Below are 19083 nucleotides of genomic sequence, written 5' to 3'. Positions count from 1 at the left end.
CCGTCGCTCGGACCCCGGCCGAATCGCCACGCCGCCCACGGCGCTCTGCCATGCTTCCGGCACCCGGCTCGAGCCGCTCCGCGCGCCGGCCGAGGCGTCAGCATCAGCCACTGCTTGGAGCACCGTGAAGACCGCTCGCGCCCTCGTCGTCGCCACCGTGTCCGCCGCCCTGCTGTGCGCGGGCACCTCCGCCGTCGGGGCCTCCACGGCTGTCCCCACCGCCGTGGACGCCCCGGACCCGCGGACGGACGAGCGGCCGACGGATCGCGGCGACCTCGCCCCGCTCGCCGCGCCGGCCCTGTCGACCGGCCAGGAGTTCGCGCCGGACCGGGTCCTCGTCAGCTGGGCGCCCCGCACGTCCGGGACGCAGAAGCGGTCCGCGCTCGACGCCGCCGGCGTGACGGCGGCGGACGCCATCCCGGGGACGTCGTACACGGAGGTCGCGGTCGGCGACGAGGACCCCGAGACGGTCGTCGCGCGACTGGCCGAGGACCCGCGGGTCGCCGACGTCCAGCTCGACCACGTGCGGCGCGCCACGCAGTGGACCGCCGATCCCGCGCTCGAGAGCACGTGGCCGTACTTCGACCTCCTGCGGCTGCCGCGCGCGTGGGACGCGAGCACAGGGGCAGGCGTCACGGTCGCGGTCCTCGACACGGGCGTCTCCCCCCATGCCGACCTCGGCGGCCTGCTCCCGGGCGCCGACCTGGTGACGAACGACGGCAACCCCCGGGACCCCCTCGGGCACGGCACCCTCGTCGCCGGCGTCATCGCCGCGCGCAGCAACACGGTCGGGTCCGTCGGCGCCGCCTACGACGCGCAGATCCTGCCCGTCCGCGTGCTCGACGAGCTCGGTGAGGGCCCTGACTCCCGGATCGCCGCCGGCATCGCGTACGCGGTGTCGCAGGGCGCGACGGTCATCAACCTCTCCCTGGCTGGTCCCGACGAGTCCCCCGTCCTGCTCGACGCCATCGAGTCGGCGGTCGCGGCCGGGGCGGTCGTCGTGGCGGCCGCGGGCAACGACGGCACCGACGCGCCGCAGTACCCCGCCGCCTACGCCCCGCAGGTGGACGGTCTGCTCGCCGTCTCCGCGACCGACGACGACGGCGCCCTGACGGACTTCTCGACCTGGGGCGACTGGGTCTCCATCGCGGCGCCGGGCTACGAGATCGTCGGGCCCGATGCGTCCAGCGGCACCTACGTGTTCAGCAGCGGGACGTCGTTCGCCGCCCCGTTCGTCTCCGGCGCCGCCGCCCTCGTGCGCGCGCACGCCAGCACGATGACTCCTGAGCAGGTCGAGGAGCGTCTCGTGCAGACCGCCCGCGACGCCGGGCCCCGCGGGATCGACCCCTACTACGGGTTCGGCGTCCTGGACGCCGCCACGGCCGTGACCGCGAGCGACTCGTTCACGGCCGCCGCGGCCGTCCCGCTCGACCGCGCGGCCGGCGACGGCGGCGGGGACGACACGGCCCGGACCGCGGTCGCGATCAGTGGCACCCAGGTGAGCGGCGCGATCGCACCCGAGGGCGACGCCGACTGGTACCGGTTCAGCCTCTCGGCACCGGGCTTCTACCGGATCAGCGCGGACGCCGGGTTCCAGCCCCTCACCTCCCGAGCGCTCGACCCGTCGCTGGAGGTCCGCTCGCTCGACGGCGCACTCCTCGGCACTGCCGACGGCCTCGGGCTCGGCCTCCAGGACCCCACCGTGCTGACGTTCCCCATGGCCGCCGCCGGGGACGTGCTCGTCGCCGTCACCAACGCGAACGGCGCCGCGAGCGACGCACAGTACGAGCTGACGCTCGACCCGACCGCCCGGCCCTTCGACTTCGCCTCCACGACCGCGCCGGCATCCGCCCGGGACGCCGTCGCGGTCGGTGACGTCACGGGAGACGGCATCGCCGACGTGGTCGGAGCGACAGCCGGCGAGACCTCCTTCACGGTCCTTCCGGGCGCAGGCGGCGGCCGCACGGGTGCGCGCATCGACGTGCCCGTCCCGTCGGGCGCCGGGTGGACCAGCGGGAACATCGCCCTGGCCGACGTCGACGGAGACGCCGACGTCGACGTTCTCGTGGGCGCGCTGGACGGCGTGTGGACGTTCACGCAGTCGGGCGGCGCGCTCACGGCCACGAGCTCGGTCGCCAACCCGTGGTCGCCGCGCGAGATCCTCCCGTACGACACGGACGGCGACGGCGACCGCGACCTCGTGATCGCCGGCCAACCGACACGGATCGCGACCAACGGCGGGACGGGTGTCTTCACCCTCCAGCCGCTCGACCTCGGGGCAGCGACGGGCATGGCCGCGGGCCGGCTCGACGGGGACGCGGTCGCCGACCTCGTCGTCGGCAACCGGATCTACCTCTCCACCGCGGGCGGCCTGGCGTCGGCCGGGACCGCGATGCCCGGTCTCGGCCTCGACGAGATCGCCCTCGGTGACGTGACCGGCGACGGCGCCAACGACCTGGTCCACGCCTCGCTCGGGGACGGGACGATCGCCGTCGAGCCCGGCAGGGGCGACGGCACGTTCGGGTCGACGGTGCGCCACTCCCTCCCGTTCCTGTCGGTCAGCACTCTGCGCCTCGGCGACGTGGACGGCGACGCCAAGACCGACGTGGTCGCGCTCACCACCTACTCCGGGCTCGCTGTCCTCCTGCAACGCGGGGGCAGCCTCGCCGGCCCGGCCGTCGTCCCGCTGGCGCAGGCTCCCGGGACCATGCGGCGCAGCGGTCTGAGCCTCGCGGACCTGGACGGCAACGGCTCGCTCGATGCCGTCACGGTCGGCAGCAACGCGGTGAACATCGCGGTCCAGCGCTCGCGCGCCGACACGGAAGGCCGCGCCTGGGTCTCGGGCATCACCCCGGGCCCGCACGTCTCGGGGGCCCAGCGGCGCCCGACGGTGACCGTGCTCGTGGACCGCGACCTCCGTACGCCGCTGCCTGCCACGGTGCGTCTCGTCGACGCCGACGGGGCCGAGGTGCCCGCCACCCGGACCTACTCCACCAACCCGAGGCGGATCCTGCTCACCCCCACGGTCGACCTGGACCGTGGCAGCCACTACGAGGTCGTCGTCGGCGGCCTCGTCGACGCGTCCGGCGACACCCAGGACGAGCCCCTGCGGTCGTGGTTCACGGTGGCCGCCGGTGGCGACCGGTTCACGCCCATCGACCCCGTCCGCATCGCCGACACGCGGCTCGACGACTTCGGCGCGGTGGCCTCGGGCGAGGAGGTGCAGCTCGACCTGAGCCCGCTGCCCGCCGACGCGACGTCCGTCGTCCTGTCCGTGGTCTCGGCCGGGCACGGCTCGCTGGGCAACGTGCGGGTCTTCCCGACGAAGCCCGGCGCCCCGGTGCCGACGGTCGCGAGCCTCAACCTGGTGCCGGGCGTCGACCAGCCGAACCTGGTGACGGTGGCCATCGGGCAGGACCGGATGGTCAGCCTCGTGCCGGACGGCCCGACGACGCACCTCATCGTCGACCTCTTCGGCTACTACAGCCCCGGCGGCGGCACGGCGTTCGAGCCCCTCGACCCCACACGCGTGCTGGACACGCGCAACGGGACGGGAGTGACGCAGGGCCCGCTCACCGGTGGTCACTGGGTGGACCTCAAGGTCGCCGGCACGGGCTCGGTGCCCGCGGACGCCTCGGCCGTCGTGCTCAACGTCGCAGGAACCAGCGTCGCCGGGCGGCTCTTCGTCTCGGTGTACCCGAGCCCCGATGCCGGCTACCCCGACGAGTCCCCGGGGACGTCGAACCTGAACCTCTACCCGGGCCGCGACCAGTCGAACCTCGTCACGGTCAAGGTGGGTGACGGGGGGCGCATCCGGTTCTGGGTGAACACGTCGTCCACCCACCTGGTCGCAGACCTCGCCGGCTACTACTCGGCCACGGGCGACAACGGCTTCGTCCCCGTGACCCCGGTGCGCATGGCGGACACCCGGACGAGCAGCCACCTGCCCGGCATCCTGCGGGCGGGCGTCCCGGTCGACCTGGAGCTCTGGCGAGCGCCGTTCGGGACGGACGCGACGGCGGTCGTCCTGAACATCGCCGGCGTCGGACCCAGGAGCCAGACGCACGTGCGGGCCTTCCCGACGACGGTGCCCGCGACGCTGCCGCTGATCTCGACGATCAACCTCGCGGCCGGCCGGGACGAGTCCAACCTGGCGATCGTCCGGGTCGGGGACCGAGGTCGGATCACCCTGTACGCGCACAGCTCGGACACGCACCTGGTGGTCGACGCGTTCGGCTACTTCCGGACGTATCGCTGAGCCTGACCTGATCTCGCCCGACCGGGTGAATCGCCCACGGGCGTCACCCGGTCGGCGCTACGTTGTCGCCACCCATGCGGACCGCGGCACCGCCGTCGCACGCACGAACCCCGGAGACAGCCCATGTCCGCCCGTGTCGCCAGTCCGCTGATCGGCGCCCTCGTCCTGGTCGGGGCCGTCGTCCCCGTCTCGACCGCACCGGGCGCCGCCGCGCTGCCGGCCGCCGTGGTCACCGCTGCCGCCGACGACACAGTCGGCGAGTCCGCGACCGGTCGCGTGCTGGTCCGTTTCACGGACGGTGCGACGGAGAACCAGCGCGGCGCCGCGCGCGCCGCCGTGGGGGCGACCGACGCCGGCGCGGTCGGCGCGACCAGCTGGCGCGCGCTGACGGTCACCCGCACCGACCTGCCCGCGGTCGCCGCGGAGCTGCGTACTGCCGCGGGGGTTGCCGCGGTCCAGCTGGACCACCTCCGGGAGGCAGCCGGCTGGCCGTCGGACCCGGAGCTGGCGTTCAACTCGTTCACGTACACCCGCGCCCAGGTGGCGTCGATCCGCCTCCCGCGGGCGTGGGACGCGGCCACCGGCGAGGGCGTCGTCGTCGCCGTGGTCGACGAGGGGACCAACGCCGCGGACGAGGACCTCGGCGGGGCGGTGCAGCCAGGGGTCGACCTCGTGCCGACGGAGCCGGATCCCCAGCTGACCCAGAGCATCCACGGCACGGCCGTGTCCCGGATCGTCGCGGCCCGGGCGAACAACGGCGTCGGGTCGGCGGGAGTCGCCCACGGATCGCAGGTCCTCCCGGTGCGCGTGCTCGACCAGACGGGGCGGACCCCGGACTCCCGGCTCGCGGAGGGCATCGCGTGGGCGGTCACGAACGGTGCCGACGTCGTCAACGTGTCGATCGCCGGCCCGGCCACGTCGCCGGTGCTCCGGGACGCGATCGAGGCCGCGACGGCCGCGGGTGCCGTCGTGGTCGCCGCGGCGGGCAACGAGGGCAGCCAGGCACCGCAGTACCCCGCGGCCTACGCACCCGACGTCGCCGGCCTGCTGTCCGTCTCGGCCAACAACGGGGCCGGTCTCCTCACGGAGTCGAGCTGGGGTGACACCGTCTCCCTCGCGGCACCGGGTCAGCACCTCGGCCTCCACGGCACGTCGTCCTCGGCCGCCGTCGTGAGCGGTGTGGCCGCCCTGGTCCGCGGCAGGTTTCCCGCGCTGACCCCGGCAGAGCTCGAGCTGCGGCTCGTGCAGACCGCGCAGGACGCCGGCCCGCGCGGGCAGGACCCGTGGTTCGGTTCCGGGATCGTGGACGCCGCCGCCGCGGTGACCGCGGGCGACGCCAGCCCGGCCGCCCCCACCGTGCCGCTCGACCGCCTGGCGTCCGACCCGGGCACGAGCGACGACACGCGCGCCACAGCCCGGCTGCTCCCCACCGCCGGGTCGTCCGCGACGCTCGCACCGGAGGGCGACGAGGACTGGTACCGGTTCGACGCACCGGCGCGCGGGTTCTACTCGCTCACCATCGACGGTCCGACGTTCAGGCCGATCATCGAGGTCCGGAACGCGTCGGGCGACATCGTGGCGCGGTTCGACGACGGCTACGCCCACGCGCCGATCGACGTCCCCGCCGCGGCTGCCGGGCCCCTCTACGTCCGGGTGACCACGGCCGAGGCGGCGGCCGGTCCGTGGCCCTACCGCATCTCGGTCGACTCCGATCCGGCTCGCACGGCCTTCGTCGCGTCCTCGGTCCTCGTGTCGGGCCGGGAAGGGCGGTTCGGGGTCGGAGACCTGACGGGTGACGGCATCCTCGACGTGGCCTCCACCGCCTCGTTCCCCAACCGGATCGTCGTCCTTCCCGGCCTCGGGGACGGACGCGTGGGGCCGGAGAGCACCACCGTGGCGGATCCCGTCCCGGCCGGGGAGAACCCGCTCTGGGCCGTCGCTGTCGCCGACCTGGACAGCGACGGCGACGACGACCTCGTGTACTCGAGGAACCGCGGGTTCTGGTCCTGGGACGAGGGGTTCCGCACGTTCCTCCAGTCCGACGGGCACCTGACCGCGGGGGCGGTCGTCGGTGGCGGGGGCGTCGGCGAGGACGTGGTGCCCGCGGACATGAACGCGGACGGGCACGTCGACCTGGTGCTGACCAGCCTCTACTCCCCGGACGAGCCGTACCCGTACCCGACCTACGGCACGACCGTCGCGCTCAACGACGGAGCAGGTCACTTCACGACGGGGCCGTCGTTCGCCCACACCTGGCGCTGGGCCCGGGCCGGGGACGTCGACGCCGACGGTCGGGTCGACCTCGTCGGGACGAGCTCCTGGTACCGCCAGCTCGCGGACGGGTCCTTCGAGGCCAAGGACCTGCCGCAGGTCGGTCACCCGGACGGCGACGTCGCCGTGGCGGACCTCACGGGCGACGGGCGCCCTGACGTGGTGCGCACGGACCGCTCCGGCTCCCGGGTGTGGGTCCATCCGGGCGCACCCGGAGGCGGGTTCGGAACGCCCGCCACGTACGCCGCGGGGATCGCGAGCACCGACGCCCTGCCGCTGACGCTGGCGGACGTGGACGGGGACGGCCGCACCGACGTCGTCGTGGACAACGTGCAGGAGAACGTCATCCGCATCTGGTACCAGAAGGCTGACGGGACGTTGACGTCGCCCGACCGGGTCAAGCTCCCCGGTTTGGCGAGCGGGTGGCGCGAGCACATCAGGGTCGTCGACCTGGACCAGGACGGCACTGCCGAGATCGTCACGCCCGAGGACGACCTGACCGTCCTGCGCCAGATCGACCTCGACACCCCCGGCCTCGACGACACCCTCGGCCATGGCTGGGTGCGAGGGCTGACCCCCGCTCCGCACACGTCCGGGGTCGACGTCCGTCCGACGGTGACGGTCACGCTCGAGGCCCCGATCCAGGCGTCGTCGGTGACCCCGACCACCGTGCGGCTCGTCGACGCGCGGGGCGCTCTGGTGAGCTCTACCCGGACGTACGACGCCGCCACCCGGACCATCCGCCTCACTCCGTCGACGGACCTGTCGCCCGGCGGCCACTACGAGGTGGTCGTCTCCGGACTGGTCGACACCGCCGGGGCCGTCCAGCCGGAGCCCTCACGCACGTGGTTCACGGTGGCCGCGGGCGGCTCTCGCTTCACCCCCGTGTCCCCGAAGCGCGTGCTGGACACCCGCGACCCGATGACCGGCGGGTACGGGGTGGTCCAGGGGCGCGAGAAGCGTCGGCTGGACCTGAGCTGGCTCCCCGCGGACGCGACCGCGGTGGTCATGACCGTGACCGCGGTCGGGCAGGGATCGCTGGGCAACGTGCGCGTCTTCCCGACGCCGACCGGGTCCGGCGCCCCACCCACGGTCTCGAACCTCAACATGGTGCCCGGCGTCGACCAGCCGAACCTGGTCACCGTGGCGCTCGGCGCCGACCGGTCCGTCACGCTCATGCCCGACGGGAGCTCCGTGCACCTGATCGCCGACGTGGCCGGCTACTACAGCCCCGGCGGCGCGGCGGCGTTCGAGCCCATGACCCCGGCGCGCGTGATGGACACCCGCACCGGTACCGGGGTGCGCTCCGGACAGGTCACCGGCGGCCGCTGGGTCGACCTGCAGGTGGCCGGCGTCGGCGGCGTCCCGGTGGACGCGTCGTCGGTGGTCCTCAACGTCACCGGCACCTCCGTGACGGGCCGGTGCTACGTCAGCGCCTACCCGGTGCCGGACCCCGGCGAGGACCAGACCCCGCCGACGGTCTCCAACCTGAACCTGTACGCCGGCCGGGACCAGGCGAACCTGGTGACCGTCAAGGTCGGTGACGGCGGCCGGGTCCGGTTCTTCGTCAGCGCCGCGGCCACCCACCTCGTGGCGGACATCGCCGGCTACTACACGTCCACGGGCGACAACGGCTTCGTCCCCGTCGCCCCGACCCGACTGGCGGACACGCGTGCCGCGCTCGGGTTCGCCGGTCCGCTGCGCGCCGGCGTGCCCGCCGACCTGAAGGTGACCGGCGCCGTCGTGCCCGCGGACGCGACCGCGGCGGTGCTGAACCTCGCCGGGGTCGGCCCACGGCGGCTCACGCACGTCCGCGCGTTCCCGACGACCGTCCCGGCATCGCTCCCCGAGGTGTCGAGCATCAACCTGGTGCCCGGCCGGGACGAGGCCAACCTGGCGATCCTGCGGCTCGGCGCGGGCGGTAAGGACACGTTCTACGCCGCCTCGTCGGACACCGACCTCGTGGTTGACGCGTTCGGCTACTTCCGCACGTACGGCTAGCCGCGCCTCGCAGGCCCTGCACGTCGCGCAGGGCCGGTCCCCACCCTCCTGGGGACCGGCCCTGCGACGTCGTGACCAGCGTGCCCCTCGCCCGCTCCAGAGTCAAGCAGTCATTGACACTCGTCACACGAATGCCATGACCCAGAAGTGGGGCGACACGGAGGTCGGGGCACCGGCCGGGCCCGAGCCGGGTGCCACACTCGTCGCGTGAGCGCGCCGCGCAGCGAGCTGAAGAACATCGGGTACGAGATCTTCATCGGCGCGCTGTCGCTGCTGTCGATCGTCAACTTGGTCCTCGTCGCAGTGGCCCGGGGCGACGGCGACCTGCAGAACGTCCTGCTGGCGATGGACGCGATCTTCAGCGTGATCTTCCTCATCGACTTCACCTACCGGCTCGCCACCGCACCCTCGCGCAAGGACTACTTCTTCCGGCACTTCGGGTGGGCCGACCTGCTCGCCAGCCTGCCGCTGGCCCAGCTCAAGTTCCTGCGCATCTTCCGCCTGGTCCGCGTCTTCCGGCTCATGCGGGGGGTCGGCGGCCGCTCCGTCCTGCGGACCCTCGTGCGGGACCGAGCAGGCAGCGCGCTGTTCACCCTGCTGCTCACGGGCATCCTGGTGCTCCAGTTCGGCAGCCTCACGATCCTGCGCGTCGAGAGCGGCGCCCCGGACGCCAACATCACGACCGCCTCGGACTCCCTCTGGTACACCGTCGTCACCATCTCGACCGTCGGCTACGGCGACCAGTACCCCGTGACGACCGCCGGCCGGATCGTCGGCGCGATCATCATCGTGGTCGGTGTCGGCATCTTCGGGACGTTCACCGGCTACCTGGCCAACCTGTTCCTGACCCCGCGGAAGGCTCCCGAGCGGGTCGACGCGCTGGCGCAGCTGCGGCACGTCCTCGACCTGCCGGGCGTCACGGTCGAGGATGTCGACCGCGTGCTCGCCCTGCACCGCGACGGACGTCCGGACTGAGCGCTCAGGTCAGGTCGAGCGTCAGCGTCCTGCCCCAGCCGTGCCGCTGCGCCTCCGTGAACCCGACCCGCGAGTAGAACGCGATCGCGCCCTCGTTCCGGCTGTCGACGCCGAGGTGCAGACCGGGCACCCCTCGCTCGCGCAGCGCCGCCGAGAGCGTCTCGACCAGTCGACGCCCGAGCCCCTGACCCTGCGCACGCGGGAGCAGGTCGATGTGCATGTGGGCGGGGAACCGGTCCGCCAGGGACTCGTCGGCGGCCGCCCACTCGTGGATCCGGCCGACGACCACGTGGTCCTCGGTGCCGTCGTGCGGGTCCTCGCCGAGCGGGTAGCGCGCCCGCAACGTGGGCCACCACGCCCGCTCGAGCCACTCCTCGAAGCGCTGGGTGTCCGACGTCGCCAGGATGTAGCCCACCGGGCCGAGCTCGTCGACGACGACGAACGTCAGGCTGGGATCGGCGATCGGGTACGGCCCCGCGTAGACGTGTCCCAGCAGGTCAGGGTCGCGGTAGAGCGCCGTGGCGTCGGCGCCCGCGTCGCCTGTGCCCAGGCAGATCCGGTAGAGCGCGGGCAGGTCGGACGGGTGGAACGGCCGGATGACTGCAGGCATGACGACGACCCTCTCACGGCCTCACCCGCACTCCGGGTTCCAGGTCCGGCGCCGATCTGCCGATGACTACGGTGTGACGCTCCTCACCGACACCACCACCGACCTGATGCACCAGGCGTTCATCGTCGCCGTCGGCAAGTGTGACGACGACGGGAACCCCCTGGGCCCCTACTACAGCGTGCTGAGCACCGCGAGCACCTTCCACGCCAGCGTCGTCGTCTCGACGCCCGAGGAAGCGTTCGCCCTCGCCCGCGACCGGATCGCCCTCCAGCCCGACCCCGGGTCCTGGGAGATCGTCAACCTGCTGCACTGAGCCCGGACGCGCGGTCAGGCTCCTGCCGAGGCCGTGTACGTCTTCTCCGGCCAGTACGCCCACTCCTCGAACAGCTCGGCGCGCCCGTCCGGCCCGAACCGCAGCACCCAGAGGTCCTTGTACTCCTGCGGCTTGTTGCCGCCGTACTGCAACTCCACCCGGACCACGGCGTCCTGACCGTCGGCCGCGATCACCTCCGCCGTCATGGTGAACGGCGTGGGGTCCACCCAGAACCCGCGGATCGCCTCGAGCCCCTCCAGGGGCTCCGGGTCGTACGGCGAGCGCAGATACCGCGCGTCCTCCGCGAACAGGCGGTCGAGCCCGTCCACGTCCTGCGTGCGCCACGCGTGCTCGTACCGCTCGACCCATCCCGTGACCGCATCCCGGCCCATCGCCGCCTCCTCCGCTCGGTGTGGGTCCGAGTCTCCACCCGACCACCGACGCGGCGTCAGCTCACCCGCGGACCGACCGCTCCGCGGCGCAGCACCGACAGCTCGACGCGCGAGCGCAGCTGGTCGGTGGGCAGGACTTGCGCGAGGTCGGCGAGCACGCCGTCGCACGCGTCGACCACGGCTCCGAGGTCCACGTCCGGGTCGACGGTGGCCCGCAGGCGCACGACGAGCTCACCCCGGTCCGCGAGCACGGCACCCTTGGCGGACCGGATCATCGGGTCCTCGGCGAGCACCTCCGCGGCGGTCGCCACCGCCGGGCCCGGATCGACCAGCAGCCGGCCCGGCTGCGCCCCGGACGGCAGCCGCAGCGACCCGACGGACCGTCGGGGCAGGTGCGCCAGGAGCCACCAGAGCCCGATGACGACGAGGGCGCCGCCGACGATCCCGGCGAGGGCCGCGAAGCTCGACGACCCGGTCACCTGGCCGGAGTCGACGGCGACCTCGTCGGGCACCTCGGGCCACAGGGACTCCAGGAATCCCGTCTGCCAGCCCACTGCGGCCACGCCGACCAGGATCAGAAGGAGCCCGAGCAGCAGGACGAGCACCCGGTCGAACCCCAGGATCGAACGCCTCATCGCCCGTCACCTCCCGAGTGGAGCCCGGCGGTCGTGCGACCGACCACCTTGACCGACAGCGGCTGCGCCAGCGGCGCCAACCGCTCGGTCACGGCCGCGCGCACGGCATCGGTCACGTCGTCGCCCTCGAGGGTCGACACGGTGACGGTCACGGACCGGCGGGTGGCCGACGCCCGCGCGGAGAGCACCCGGTCGACCTCGTCAGCGGCCGAGGCGGCGAGCCGGGCGGCGTCCCCGACGCCGATGGTCGCCCCGGTCGAGGACGTGACGTCCAGCCGCGTGCGGACCCGTCGGCCCAGCGCGACCACCACGAGCCACAGCCCGAGCAGGGCGACGACGACGCCCACCGCGGTGACCAGCGTCGACGGCACGACACCGTCGGCACTGTCCACGACAGGCGCGATCCAAGGCTCGCCGTCGACCCGCCCGGCGGCGACGAGGGCCTCGCGCACCACGAGGACTCCGAGCACGACCAGCACGGCCGCGAGCGCGATGCTCCACCAGGCGACCCTGCCGGCCCGTGTGGCAGCGGCAGCGGGAGCGAACCCGCGCGGGGTCTCGACGTGCGTCATCGCACCCTCGCGACCGGTCGAGCGCTCGCCGCACGGACGACCTCGCGCACGGCGACGCTCACGTGGGCGAGGTCCTGACCTGCGAGGCGCTCGAGCTCCTGGCGCAGCGCAGCCTGGACGCCTGTGGTGACCTGCGCGGCCGAGGCCGGCCAGGTGATCGCCACCTCCACCTCGACGCGCGCCTTGGAGCCGGCCCGCTGCCAGCGGACGCGCGGGTAGCCGCGGCCCAGCGTGCGTTCGACCGTGCCGACGGACTCCTCCTCCGGAGCGACACCGGGGACCTCGAGGGTCACCTGACGGGCGATCCGTGTGAGGGCGCGGTCGGCGATGGTGAGCGTCCCGCGGGCGTCAGCCACGGCCGCGGCCGGAGACGAGGCCGGTGACGTCGATCCGACCGTCGACCGCGAGGCCGACGACCACCCCGACGGCCGCGAGGACGACCGCGAGCATGAACATGTCGAACCCGCCGACGGCGGCGACGAGAGCGAGCAGCAGGCCGGCGAACAGCCCGATGGCGACAGATGACACGGTGACTCCTCAGACGATGGTGTCGATGTCCTCGACGTGGACGCGGACGGGCATGGGTGCGATCGCGGAGACGGCCCGCTGCACCCGAGCCGCCGTCTCGGGCACGGGGACGAGGTCGGAGACGACGACGTGCACCTCGGTGCCCCCGTCGTCGATCCGGACCCCGGTCACCCGGCGGCCGGGCAGGTAGGTGCCCAGCTCCCCGAAGCGACCGCCGTGCAGCCGGACGACGCCGGCAACCGCCAGGACGGTCGCCGCGACGACCTCGGACGGGGTGAGCGGCTCCGGGACGACGTCGGCGATGACGACCACCTCGGCGGGCGGGACGACCTCGGGCACGGGCTCGGCCAGGTCGAGGGGCGCCACGTCGGACGCCACCTCCAGCGGCGTGGGCACGTGATCCGGGAGCTCGGTCACTGGACCCGCTGCTCCTGGGGTGCCGCAGGCTGCGCGTCGTCCTGCGGCAGGTGCACGTCGTTGACGGTCACGTTGACCTCGACGACGTGCAGGCCGGTCATGCGCTCGACGGCACTGATGACGTTGCGCCGGATGCCGTCGGCCAGGTCCGCGATCGAGACGCCGTACTCGGCGACCAGGTCGAGGTCAACGGCCGCCTCGGTCTCGCCCACCTCGACGGAGACGCCCTGGGAGTGGTTGGTGCGGGCACCGGGGATGCGCTCGCGCAGGTTGCCTATCGCGCGGGCTGCGCCGCCGCCGAGCGAGTGCACCCCGCTGACCTCGCTCGCGGCGATGCCCGCGATCTTGCTGACCACGGTGTCGGCGATGGTCGTGCTGCCCTCGGGCGTGACCAGCGCGCTCTGCCGGGCGCGGGTGGCGGGGGCGGTGACTGTCGTGGCGGACTCGCTCATGGTGACCTCTCTCGACTGGTGGACGTACACGGTTGGTCGCGGTTCCGGCCGATTCGTCACGGATCCCAGATGTGACGTGGGTCACATGCGCCAGGATGCGGTGCCTGACCGGCGGACGCACGCTGCTCGGGATGGACGACGACGAGGGGGTCCCGGACGAGGTGCTTGCCCGGCGGGCGGCACTGCTCGACCGCGCCGCGTTCCGGGTGATCGTCGACCGGCATGGCCCGGCCCTCTATCGCTATGCCCGCCGCATGCTCGATGATCCACAGGACACCGAGGACTGCGTGCAGGAGGCGTTCGCAGCCGCGTGGACCTCGTTGCCACAGTTCGCGGGCCGGTCGGCGCTGCGCACCTGGCTGTTCGCCATCACGGCGCACAAGGTGCGGTCCTTGCAGCGTCGTCGGACCCGCACGGCTCTGCCCCTGCCCTTCGTCCCGGTCGACGAGGTGGATCGTCACGCGATCGACCCGGAACGCTCAGCCGAGGGGACGGACCTGCTCGAGGCGCTGAACGCGGCGCTGCGTGAGCTGCCACCGGGGCCACGGTCGACGTGGCTGCTGCGGGAGGTCGAGGGACTGTCGTACGAGCAGATCGCCGAGGTGTCGGGAACGACGACCAGCACGGTCCGCGGCCAGCTCCACCGGGCGCGTGGCCACCTGATCCAGCGGATGGAGGCGTGGCGGTGAACGCTGAGCAGCTGCTCACGCAGGCCGCTCGGTCGTTGCGCGAGCACACCGACAGCGGGTGGGTCGCCCTGCGTGACGACGTCGTGGCGGTCGCCGTCCGTGCGTTCCGCCCGTCCGCCCCCGTCCGTGGTGGCGCGCTGCCGGACGGCCCCCTGTTCGTGGCGTCCACCGTCGTGGTGTCGCGCGTGGGAGCCGCCCTCGCGACCGTGGCCGACGCCGGCGTCCTGCGGATCACGTGCACCACCACCTCGCAGGACGACCTGGACCGGCTGACCGTCGAGCTCGTCGCGCTCTACGGCACCCCGCTGGTCCCGCTGGCCGACGAGGTCCGCAGCCTCGCCGCGACCGCCGTCGCCGAGACGCTCGGCCTCGCCCGGCCACCGGTGGACCGCGTGCGCGTCGACGTCTCGGTGCAGGACGTGACGAGGGACCGCCGACAGCTCTGACCGCGCGCCGTCCCCGGCCGTCGAGGTCGCGGAGTCCGGCAAGACACGCTGCGCAGGCCGCCCAGATGGGCTGCCGTAAGACACACTCCTCTGTGTGACCGACCTGCTCTCCTCCCCGCGCCCCCTGGGCGAGCCGGGGACGGTCGACCACCGCGCCGACTGGTCGTGGCTCCCCGACCCGGCGGACATCCCGACCGCGTCGGGCCTGGCGCGCGCTCGCGACGAGGCCGAGCGGCTGCTCGCCGACCACGGCGTCACGTACGGCGCGGACCAGGAGGACGGCGAGCACCCCTGGCACCTGGACCCCCTGCCGGTCATCGTCGACGAGCCGGAGTGGGCCCGCCTCGACGCGGGGCTCGTGCAGCGTGCCGAGCTGCTGGACGCGATCCTGCAGGACGCCTACGGCCACCGGCTCCTGCTCACCGACAAGCTGCTCCCCCCGACGGTCGTGCTGGGCCACCCGGGGTTCGTGCGCGCGGTCGACGGGCTGCGGCTGCCCGGCGGGCGTGAGCTGGTGCTCACCGCCACCGACCTGGTGCGCGACGCCGGCGGCGCCTGGTGCGCGGTGGCCGACCGGACGCAGGCTCCTTCGGGCGTCGGGTACGCGATGGAGGACCGGCGCATCGTCGCGCAGGTGCTCTCGGGGGTGTACCGGCAGGCGTCCATCCAGCGCCTCGGGCCGTTCTTCCGCGCGCTGCGGCTGGCGCTGCGGGCCGTCGCCCCCGGTCAGGCCGAGCAGCCGCGGGTGGTCCTGCTGACGTCCGGGCCGTCCAGCGAGACCGCGTTCGACCAGGCCTACCTGGCCTCCATGCTCGGCCTGCCGCTGGTCGAGGGCTCCGACCTGCTGGTCCGGGACGGCCGCGTGTGGATGCGCGGTGTCGAGGGCCTCGAGCCGGTCGACGTGATCCTGCGGCGCGTCGACGCCGAGTGGTGCGACCCGCTGGACCTGCGGCAGGGCTCGCGCCTCGGCGTCCCCGGACTGGTCCGGGCGGTGCGTGCCGGCGCCGTGAGCGTGGTCAACCCGCTGGGCAGCTCGGTGCTGGAGAACCCGGCCCTGCTCACCTACCTCCCGCGGCTGGCCAACGCGGTGCTCGACCAGGACCTCGCGCTGGCGTCGGCCCCCACGTGGTGGTGCGGCGAGGCGCGGTCGCTCCAGCACGTGGTGACGCGCCTGGACCAGCTGGTGATCCTGCCGACGGTCCGCGGCACCGACGTCGGCACGATCCTCGGCTGGACGCTGAGCCACCGCGAGCGCGAGCAGCTGGCGGCCCGGATCAGCGCCGAGCCGTGGCTGTGGGTGGGCCAGGAGCCGGTGGGTCCGGCGGGGCCGACGATCGACGGCGCACCCGTCGGCGTCGGCAGCGACCTGCCCTCCGCGGAGGGCATCGGGCCCGCCGACCTCGGGCCGCGGGCCGCGGTGCTGCGCACGTACGCGGTCGCGCACCGGGAGACGTACACGGTGATGGCCGGCGGGCTCGCGCGCGTCGCGTCCGGGCACGTCGTCTCGTCGGCCCTCGGTGCCGCCGCCAAGGACGTGTGGGTGCTCTCCACACAGCCCGACGCGCCGGTCGAGCCGTGGGTGCCGTCCGACGAGTCCTCGGCTGGCGAGGTGCCCGCGCAGCGCCGCCCGGCCACCGGCATCTCGCCGCGCACCGCCGAGAACCTGTACTGGATGGGCCGCTACGCCGAGCGGGCCGAGGACGCCAGCCGCGTGCTGCGCGTCGTCGTGGACCGCTGGGACGACTTCCACCAGCGACCGGCGTCCGCGGGCGGGCGGGCGCTCGCGGTCCTCCTCTCGTCCCTGACCCCCACCGACGGACCGACCCCGCGCTTCCGCGACCTCGTGCTGGACCCCCAGACCACGGGCACGGTCGCGCGCTCGGTCCGTCGGCTCGCGGCCTCGGCCGCTGCGGTCCGCGACCAGCTGTCGACCGACACGTTCGGCCCGCTCGCCCGCATCGAGCGCGCGCTGCGCGACGAGCGGAACAAGACCCGCGGCCGCACCTCCGGGGCGGACTCGCTCGACCTCGGGGTGGTCAGCGGGAGCACCGCCACGGCCGGGCTGCGGCCCGCGCTCGACAAGGTCCTGGAAGGGCTGCTCGCCATCGCGGGGATCACCGCCGAAGGGCTGGTGCGGGACGTCGGCTGGCAGTTCCTGGACGCCGGCCGACGCATCGAGCGCGCCCAGCACCTGGTCGAGAGCCTGCTCGCCACCGTCGTGCAGCAGCGCCCGGCGGACGTCGACTCGGTGGTCCGCGAGTCCGTGCTGCTGGCGCACGAGTCGGCCATCACGTTCCGCCGCCGGCACCAGACCGGCGCGGGCCTGGCCGAGCTGCTCGAGCTCCTGCTGCTCGACCCCACCAACCCCCGGTCGCTGGCCTACCAGCTGGACCGGCTGCAGGAGTCGCTCGCGCTGGTCCCCCTCGCCGGCCGCGCGCCCGACCAGCGCGACCACCTGCTGTCCGACGTCGTCGACCTGCTCGCCGAGGTGGACCCGGTGGCGATCGCCGGCGCGGTCACCGAGGACGGCCGGCGCGCCCGGCTGGCGGAGGCCCTGGAGTCGATGCTCTGGCGGCTGCACGCGGCGGCCGACGAGATCGAGCGCGTGCACTTCGTCCGGCTGGCCCCGAGCCGCGCGCTCGAGGACCCCTGGGACGCCCGGGACGGTGGTGGCGAGTGACCCGCACCTACGACCTGGTGCACCGCACCACGTACACGTACGCCAACGTGGTGACGGACTCCTACGGCCGCACGACGATGACGCCGCGCGACGTGCCCGGGCAGTCGTGCCTGTCGACGACCGTGGAGATCGAGCCGCCCCCCGCCGACACCGCCGCGCACGTGGACTACTGGGGCAACCGGACCACCTACTTCGGGGTCACGACGCCCCACACCCGGCTCGTGGTCACGGCGCGCTCGACCATCGAGGTGACGCGGCACGCCCCCGATCCCGCGGCGCTGCCGACCGTCGGCTGGCACGAGGTCGCGCGTCGCGTGGCGGCGGGCGAGGTGGGCCGGCTGGACCCGGGCATCGTCGACCTGCGGGAGGTGCTGCTGCCGTCCCCGCACGTGGCGTTCGCCGACGAGGTCAGGGACTGGGCCGCCCCGACGTTCGAGACCGACCGACCGGTCATCGAGGTGCTCGTCGAGCTGGCGCACCGGATCCGCACCGAGATCGCGTACCGGTCGGGCTCCACCACCGTGCACACCACGCAGGCCCAGCTGCTCGCGCAGAAGGCCGGGGTCTGCCAGGACTTCGCGCACCTGATGATCGCGGCGCTGCGCCTGCACGGGCTGCCCGCGCGGTACTCCAGCGGCTACATCGAGACCCGTCCGCCGGCGGGCCGGGAGAAGCTGCGCGGGGCCGACGCCTCGCACGCCTGGGTGTCCGCGTGGGTGCCCGGTGCCGGCTGGGTGGAGGTCGACCCCACCAACGACCAGCTGGTGGACGACCGCTACGTGCTGCTCGGCTGGGGTCGTGACTACGACGACGTGCCGCCGCTGCGCGGGGTCATCTTCACCGAGGGCTCGGGTTCGCGCCTGACTGTCTCCGTCGACCTCGTCCCGTCCGGCAGCGAGCCGTTCGCCTAGCGTCGGGCCGTCGCCCGGTCACGCAGCTCGTCGGGCGTCACGACGAACCCGCCGCTGTCCACGACGGTCCCGCCCACCGCCCGCCACAGCGCGGCAGCGACGCGGGCGATCGACGGCTCCACCCGCGAGCGCGCGATCAGGTGGAGCTGCGAGGGGTGCTCGTTGCGCAGCTCCGCCGGCTCCGGCGGCTGCCAGCTCACGTGGTACGACCAGGGCCCGAACTCCCGCCAGTCGAGCCGCGACAGCGCCACGGGGACCTCGCTGGACCGGCCCGTCCTCACGGTGATCGCGCCGTCGTACTCGAAGGTCGCGGTCACGGAGAACGTGGGCGGGCCGGAGCTCCCCTCGGCCTGCTGCGGGTGCGGGACGTCGGTCGGGCCCACCCGGGCGCCGGTCATCGCCGGCCGCACGAGGGGCAGCGCGTCCTGGGCGGACAGCGGGATGGGCGACCAGAGGGTCAGGTCGATCGCCGAGCCGGGGTCGGGGACGACGACCTGGGTCCGCTCCGCGGGGACGATGCTGCCGGCGGCGCGGCGGGCGGCGGCGGACATCCAGCCGTAGACCACGTCCAGCGAGGCGCGCGGGTCGGCGGGCACGAGGGCGTACAGGTCGACGTCCTGCGGGGACAGCCCGGCCGCGTGCGCGACCGTGGGCCCGGCTGGGATCGGGCCCTCGAGCGAGGCCGCCCCGTCCAGGCGGAGCACACCCGGACTCGGTTCTGCCACGTCCGCGACGATGCCGCGGAACCGAGCGCCGGTCATGGGCCGCGCGCTCGCCGTCGCCTGCGCGGCGGTCACCGGCTCCCGCGTCCACGCGGTCTCGGGGAACCACGCCGTGGCCATGGCGACGACGTCGGTGCCCCGCGGCACGACGAGGACGTGGCGGCCGTCGAGCTCCCCCGGGAGGACGACCTGCGGCAGGCTCATGCGGCCG

General features: G+C 74.2%; 17 protein-coding genes. 8 read left to right on the top strand and 9 right to left on the bottom strand.

The genetic code is table 11. The features are described 5' to 3' along the window. The first annotated feature begins 124 nt into the window (after positions 1 to 124). From ASD18_RS04000 to ASD18_RS03990, 3 genes are all read left to right on the top strand, one after another. A complete protein-coding gene (locus ASD18_RS04000; protein ID WP_056086967.1) occupies positions 125 to 4258 on the top strand; it encodes a S8 family serine peptidase in 4134 nt (1377 codons plus the stop codon). A gap of 123 nt (positions 4259 to 4381) precedes the next feature. Then, a complete protein-coding gene (locus ASD18_RS03995) occupies positions 4382 to 8530 on the top strand; it encodes a S8 family serine peptidase (protein ID WP_056086965.1) in 4149 nt (1382 codons plus the stop codon). 207 nt (positions 8531 to 8737) lie between these two features. After that, the gene (locus ASD18_RS03990) at positions 8738 to 9505 is read left to right on the top strand and encodes an ion transporter (protein ID WP_056086962.1); all 768 of its coding nucleotides are present in this window, start codon (positions 8738 to 8740) and stop codon (positions 9503 to 9505) included. 4 nt (positions 9506 to 9509) lie between these two features. Here ASD18_RS03990 and ASD18_RS03985 read toward each other — a convergent pair whose 3' ends face one another. After that, on the bottom strand, positions 9510 to 10115 hold the full coding sequence (locus tag ASD18_RS03985) for a GNAT family N-acetyltransferase (protein WP_056086960.1): 606 nt from the start codon (positions 10113 to 10115) through the stop codon (positions 9510 to 9512). A gap of 73 nt (positions 10116 to 10188) precedes the next feature. Here ASD18_RS03985 and ASD18_RS03980 point away from each other — a divergent pair, with 73 nt between their 5' ends. Then, entirely contained in the window at positions 10189 to 10428 is a 240-nt protein-coding gene (locus ASD18_RS03980) for a hypothetical protein (RefSeq protein ID WP_056086957.1), read from the top strand. 14 nt (positions 10429 to 10442) lie between these two features. On the opposite strand, the gene ASD18_RS03975 is transcribed toward ASD18_RS03980, so the two are convergent. Genes ASD18_RS03975 through ASD18_RS03945 form a run of 7 tightly spaced genes read right to left on the bottom strand, consistent with a single transcriptional unit; the run spans position 10443 to position 13424 of the window. Further along, positions 10443 to 10820, bottom strand: a complete 378-nt coding sequence (locus ASD18_RS03975; protein WP_056086954.1) for a nuclear transport factor 2 family protein — start codon at positions 10818 to 10820, stop codon at positions 10443 to 10445. Positions 10821 to 10876: 56 nt separating this feature from the next. Beyond that, on the bottom strand, positions 10877 to 11455 hold the full coding sequence (locus tag ASD18_RS03970; RefSeq protein WP_056086952.1) for a hypothetical protein: 579 nt from the start codon (positions 11453 to 11455) through the stop codon (positions 10877 to 10879). Then, a complete protein-coding gene (locus tag ASD18_RS03965) occupies positions 11452 to 12027 on the bottom strand; it encodes a DUF6286 domain-containing protein (protein ID WP_056086949.1) in 576 nt (191 codons plus the stop codon). Before ASD18_RS03965 ends, ASD18_RS03970 begins: the two co-directional genes overlap by 4 nt. Beyond that, positions 12024 to 12383 carry an Asp23/Gls24 family envelope stress response protein gene (locus tag ASD18_RS03960; protein ID WP_056086947.1) on the bottom strand — a complete coding sequence of 120 codons (360 nt, stop codon included), beginning with the start codon at positions 12381 to 12383 and terminating at the stop codon, positions 12024 to 12026. The genes ASD18_RS03965 and ASD18_RS03960 overlap by 4 nt, the downstream gene beginning before the upstream one ends. Further along, positions 12376 to 12555: a hypothetical protein gene (locus ASD18_RS03955; RefSeq protein ID WP_056086944.1), complete on the bottom strand. Its 180-nt coding sequence runs from the start codon at positions 12553 to 12555 to the stop codon at positions 12376 to 12378. Before ASD18_RS03955 ends, ASD18_RS03960 begins: the two co-directional genes overlap by 8 nt. Positions 12556 to 12564: 9 nt before the next feature. Further along, the gene (locus ASD18_RS03950; RefSeq protein WP_200938467.1) at positions 12565 to 12972 is read right to left on the bottom strand and encodes a hypothetical protein; all 408 of its coding nucleotides are present in this window, start codon (positions 12970 to 12972) and stop codon (positions 12565 to 12567) included. Continuing rightward, on the bottom strand, positions 12969 to 13424 hold the full coding sequence (locus ASD18_RS03945) for an Asp23/Gls24 family envelope stress response protein (RefSeq protein WP_056086942.1): 456 nt from the start codon (positions 13422 to 13424) through the stop codon (positions 12969 to 12971). Before ASD18_RS03945 ends, ASD18_RS03950 begins: the two co-directional genes overlap by 4 nt. 131 nt (positions 13425 to 13555) lie before the next feature. Between ASD18_RS03945 and ASD18_RS03940 the strand changes: the two genes are divergently transcribed. From ASD18_RS03940 to ASD18_RS03925, 4 genes are all read left to right on the top strand, one after another. After that, positions 13556 to 14113, top strand: coding sequence for an RNA polymerase sigma factor (locus tag ASD18_RS03940; protein WP_082573887.1), 558 nt, complete (start codon positions 13556 to 13558; stop codon positions 14111 to 14113). Beyond that, positions 14110 to 14559: a hypothetical protein gene (locus tag ASD18_RS03935; RefSeq protein ID WP_156387879.1), complete on the top strand. Its 450-nt coding sequence runs from the start codon at positions 14110 to 14112 to the stop codon at positions 14557 to 14559. Before ASD18_RS03940 ends, ASD18_RS03935 begins: the two co-directional genes overlap by 4 nt. Before the next feature lie 94 nt (positions 14560 to 14653). After that, entirely contained in the window at positions 14654 to 17239 is a 2586-nt protein-coding gene (locus ASD18_RS03930) for a circularly permuted type 2 ATP-grasp protein (RefSeq protein WP_056086933.1), read from the top strand. After that, positions 17236 to 18150, top strand: coding sequence for a transglutaminase family protein (locus ASD18_RS03925; RefSeq protein WP_056086930.1), 915 nt, complete (start codon positions 17236 to 17238; stop codon positions 18148 to 18150). The genes ASD18_RS03930 and ASD18_RS03925 overlap by 4 nt, the downstream gene beginning before the upstream one ends. On the opposite strand, the gene ASD18_RS03920 is transcribed toward ASD18_RS03925, so the two are convergent. Beyond that, positions 18147 to 19076 carry a hypothetical protein gene (locus ASD18_RS03920; RefSeq protein ID WP_056086926.1) on the bottom strand — a complete coding sequence of 310 codons (930 nt, stop codon included), beginning with the start codon at positions 19074 to 19076 and terminating at the stop codon, positions 18147 to 18149. The two genes, ASD18_RS03925 and ASD18_RS03920, sit on opposite strands and share 4 nt — an antisense overlap. Positions 19077 to 19083 lie beyond the last annotated feature (7 nt).

Source organism: Cellulomonas sp. Root137, assembly GCF_001426725.1.
GTDB lineage: Bacteria > Actinomycetota > Actinomycetes > Actinomycetales > Cellulomonadaceae > Cellulomonas.
This window is presented reverse-complemented; position numbering and strand designations above follow the sequence as displayed.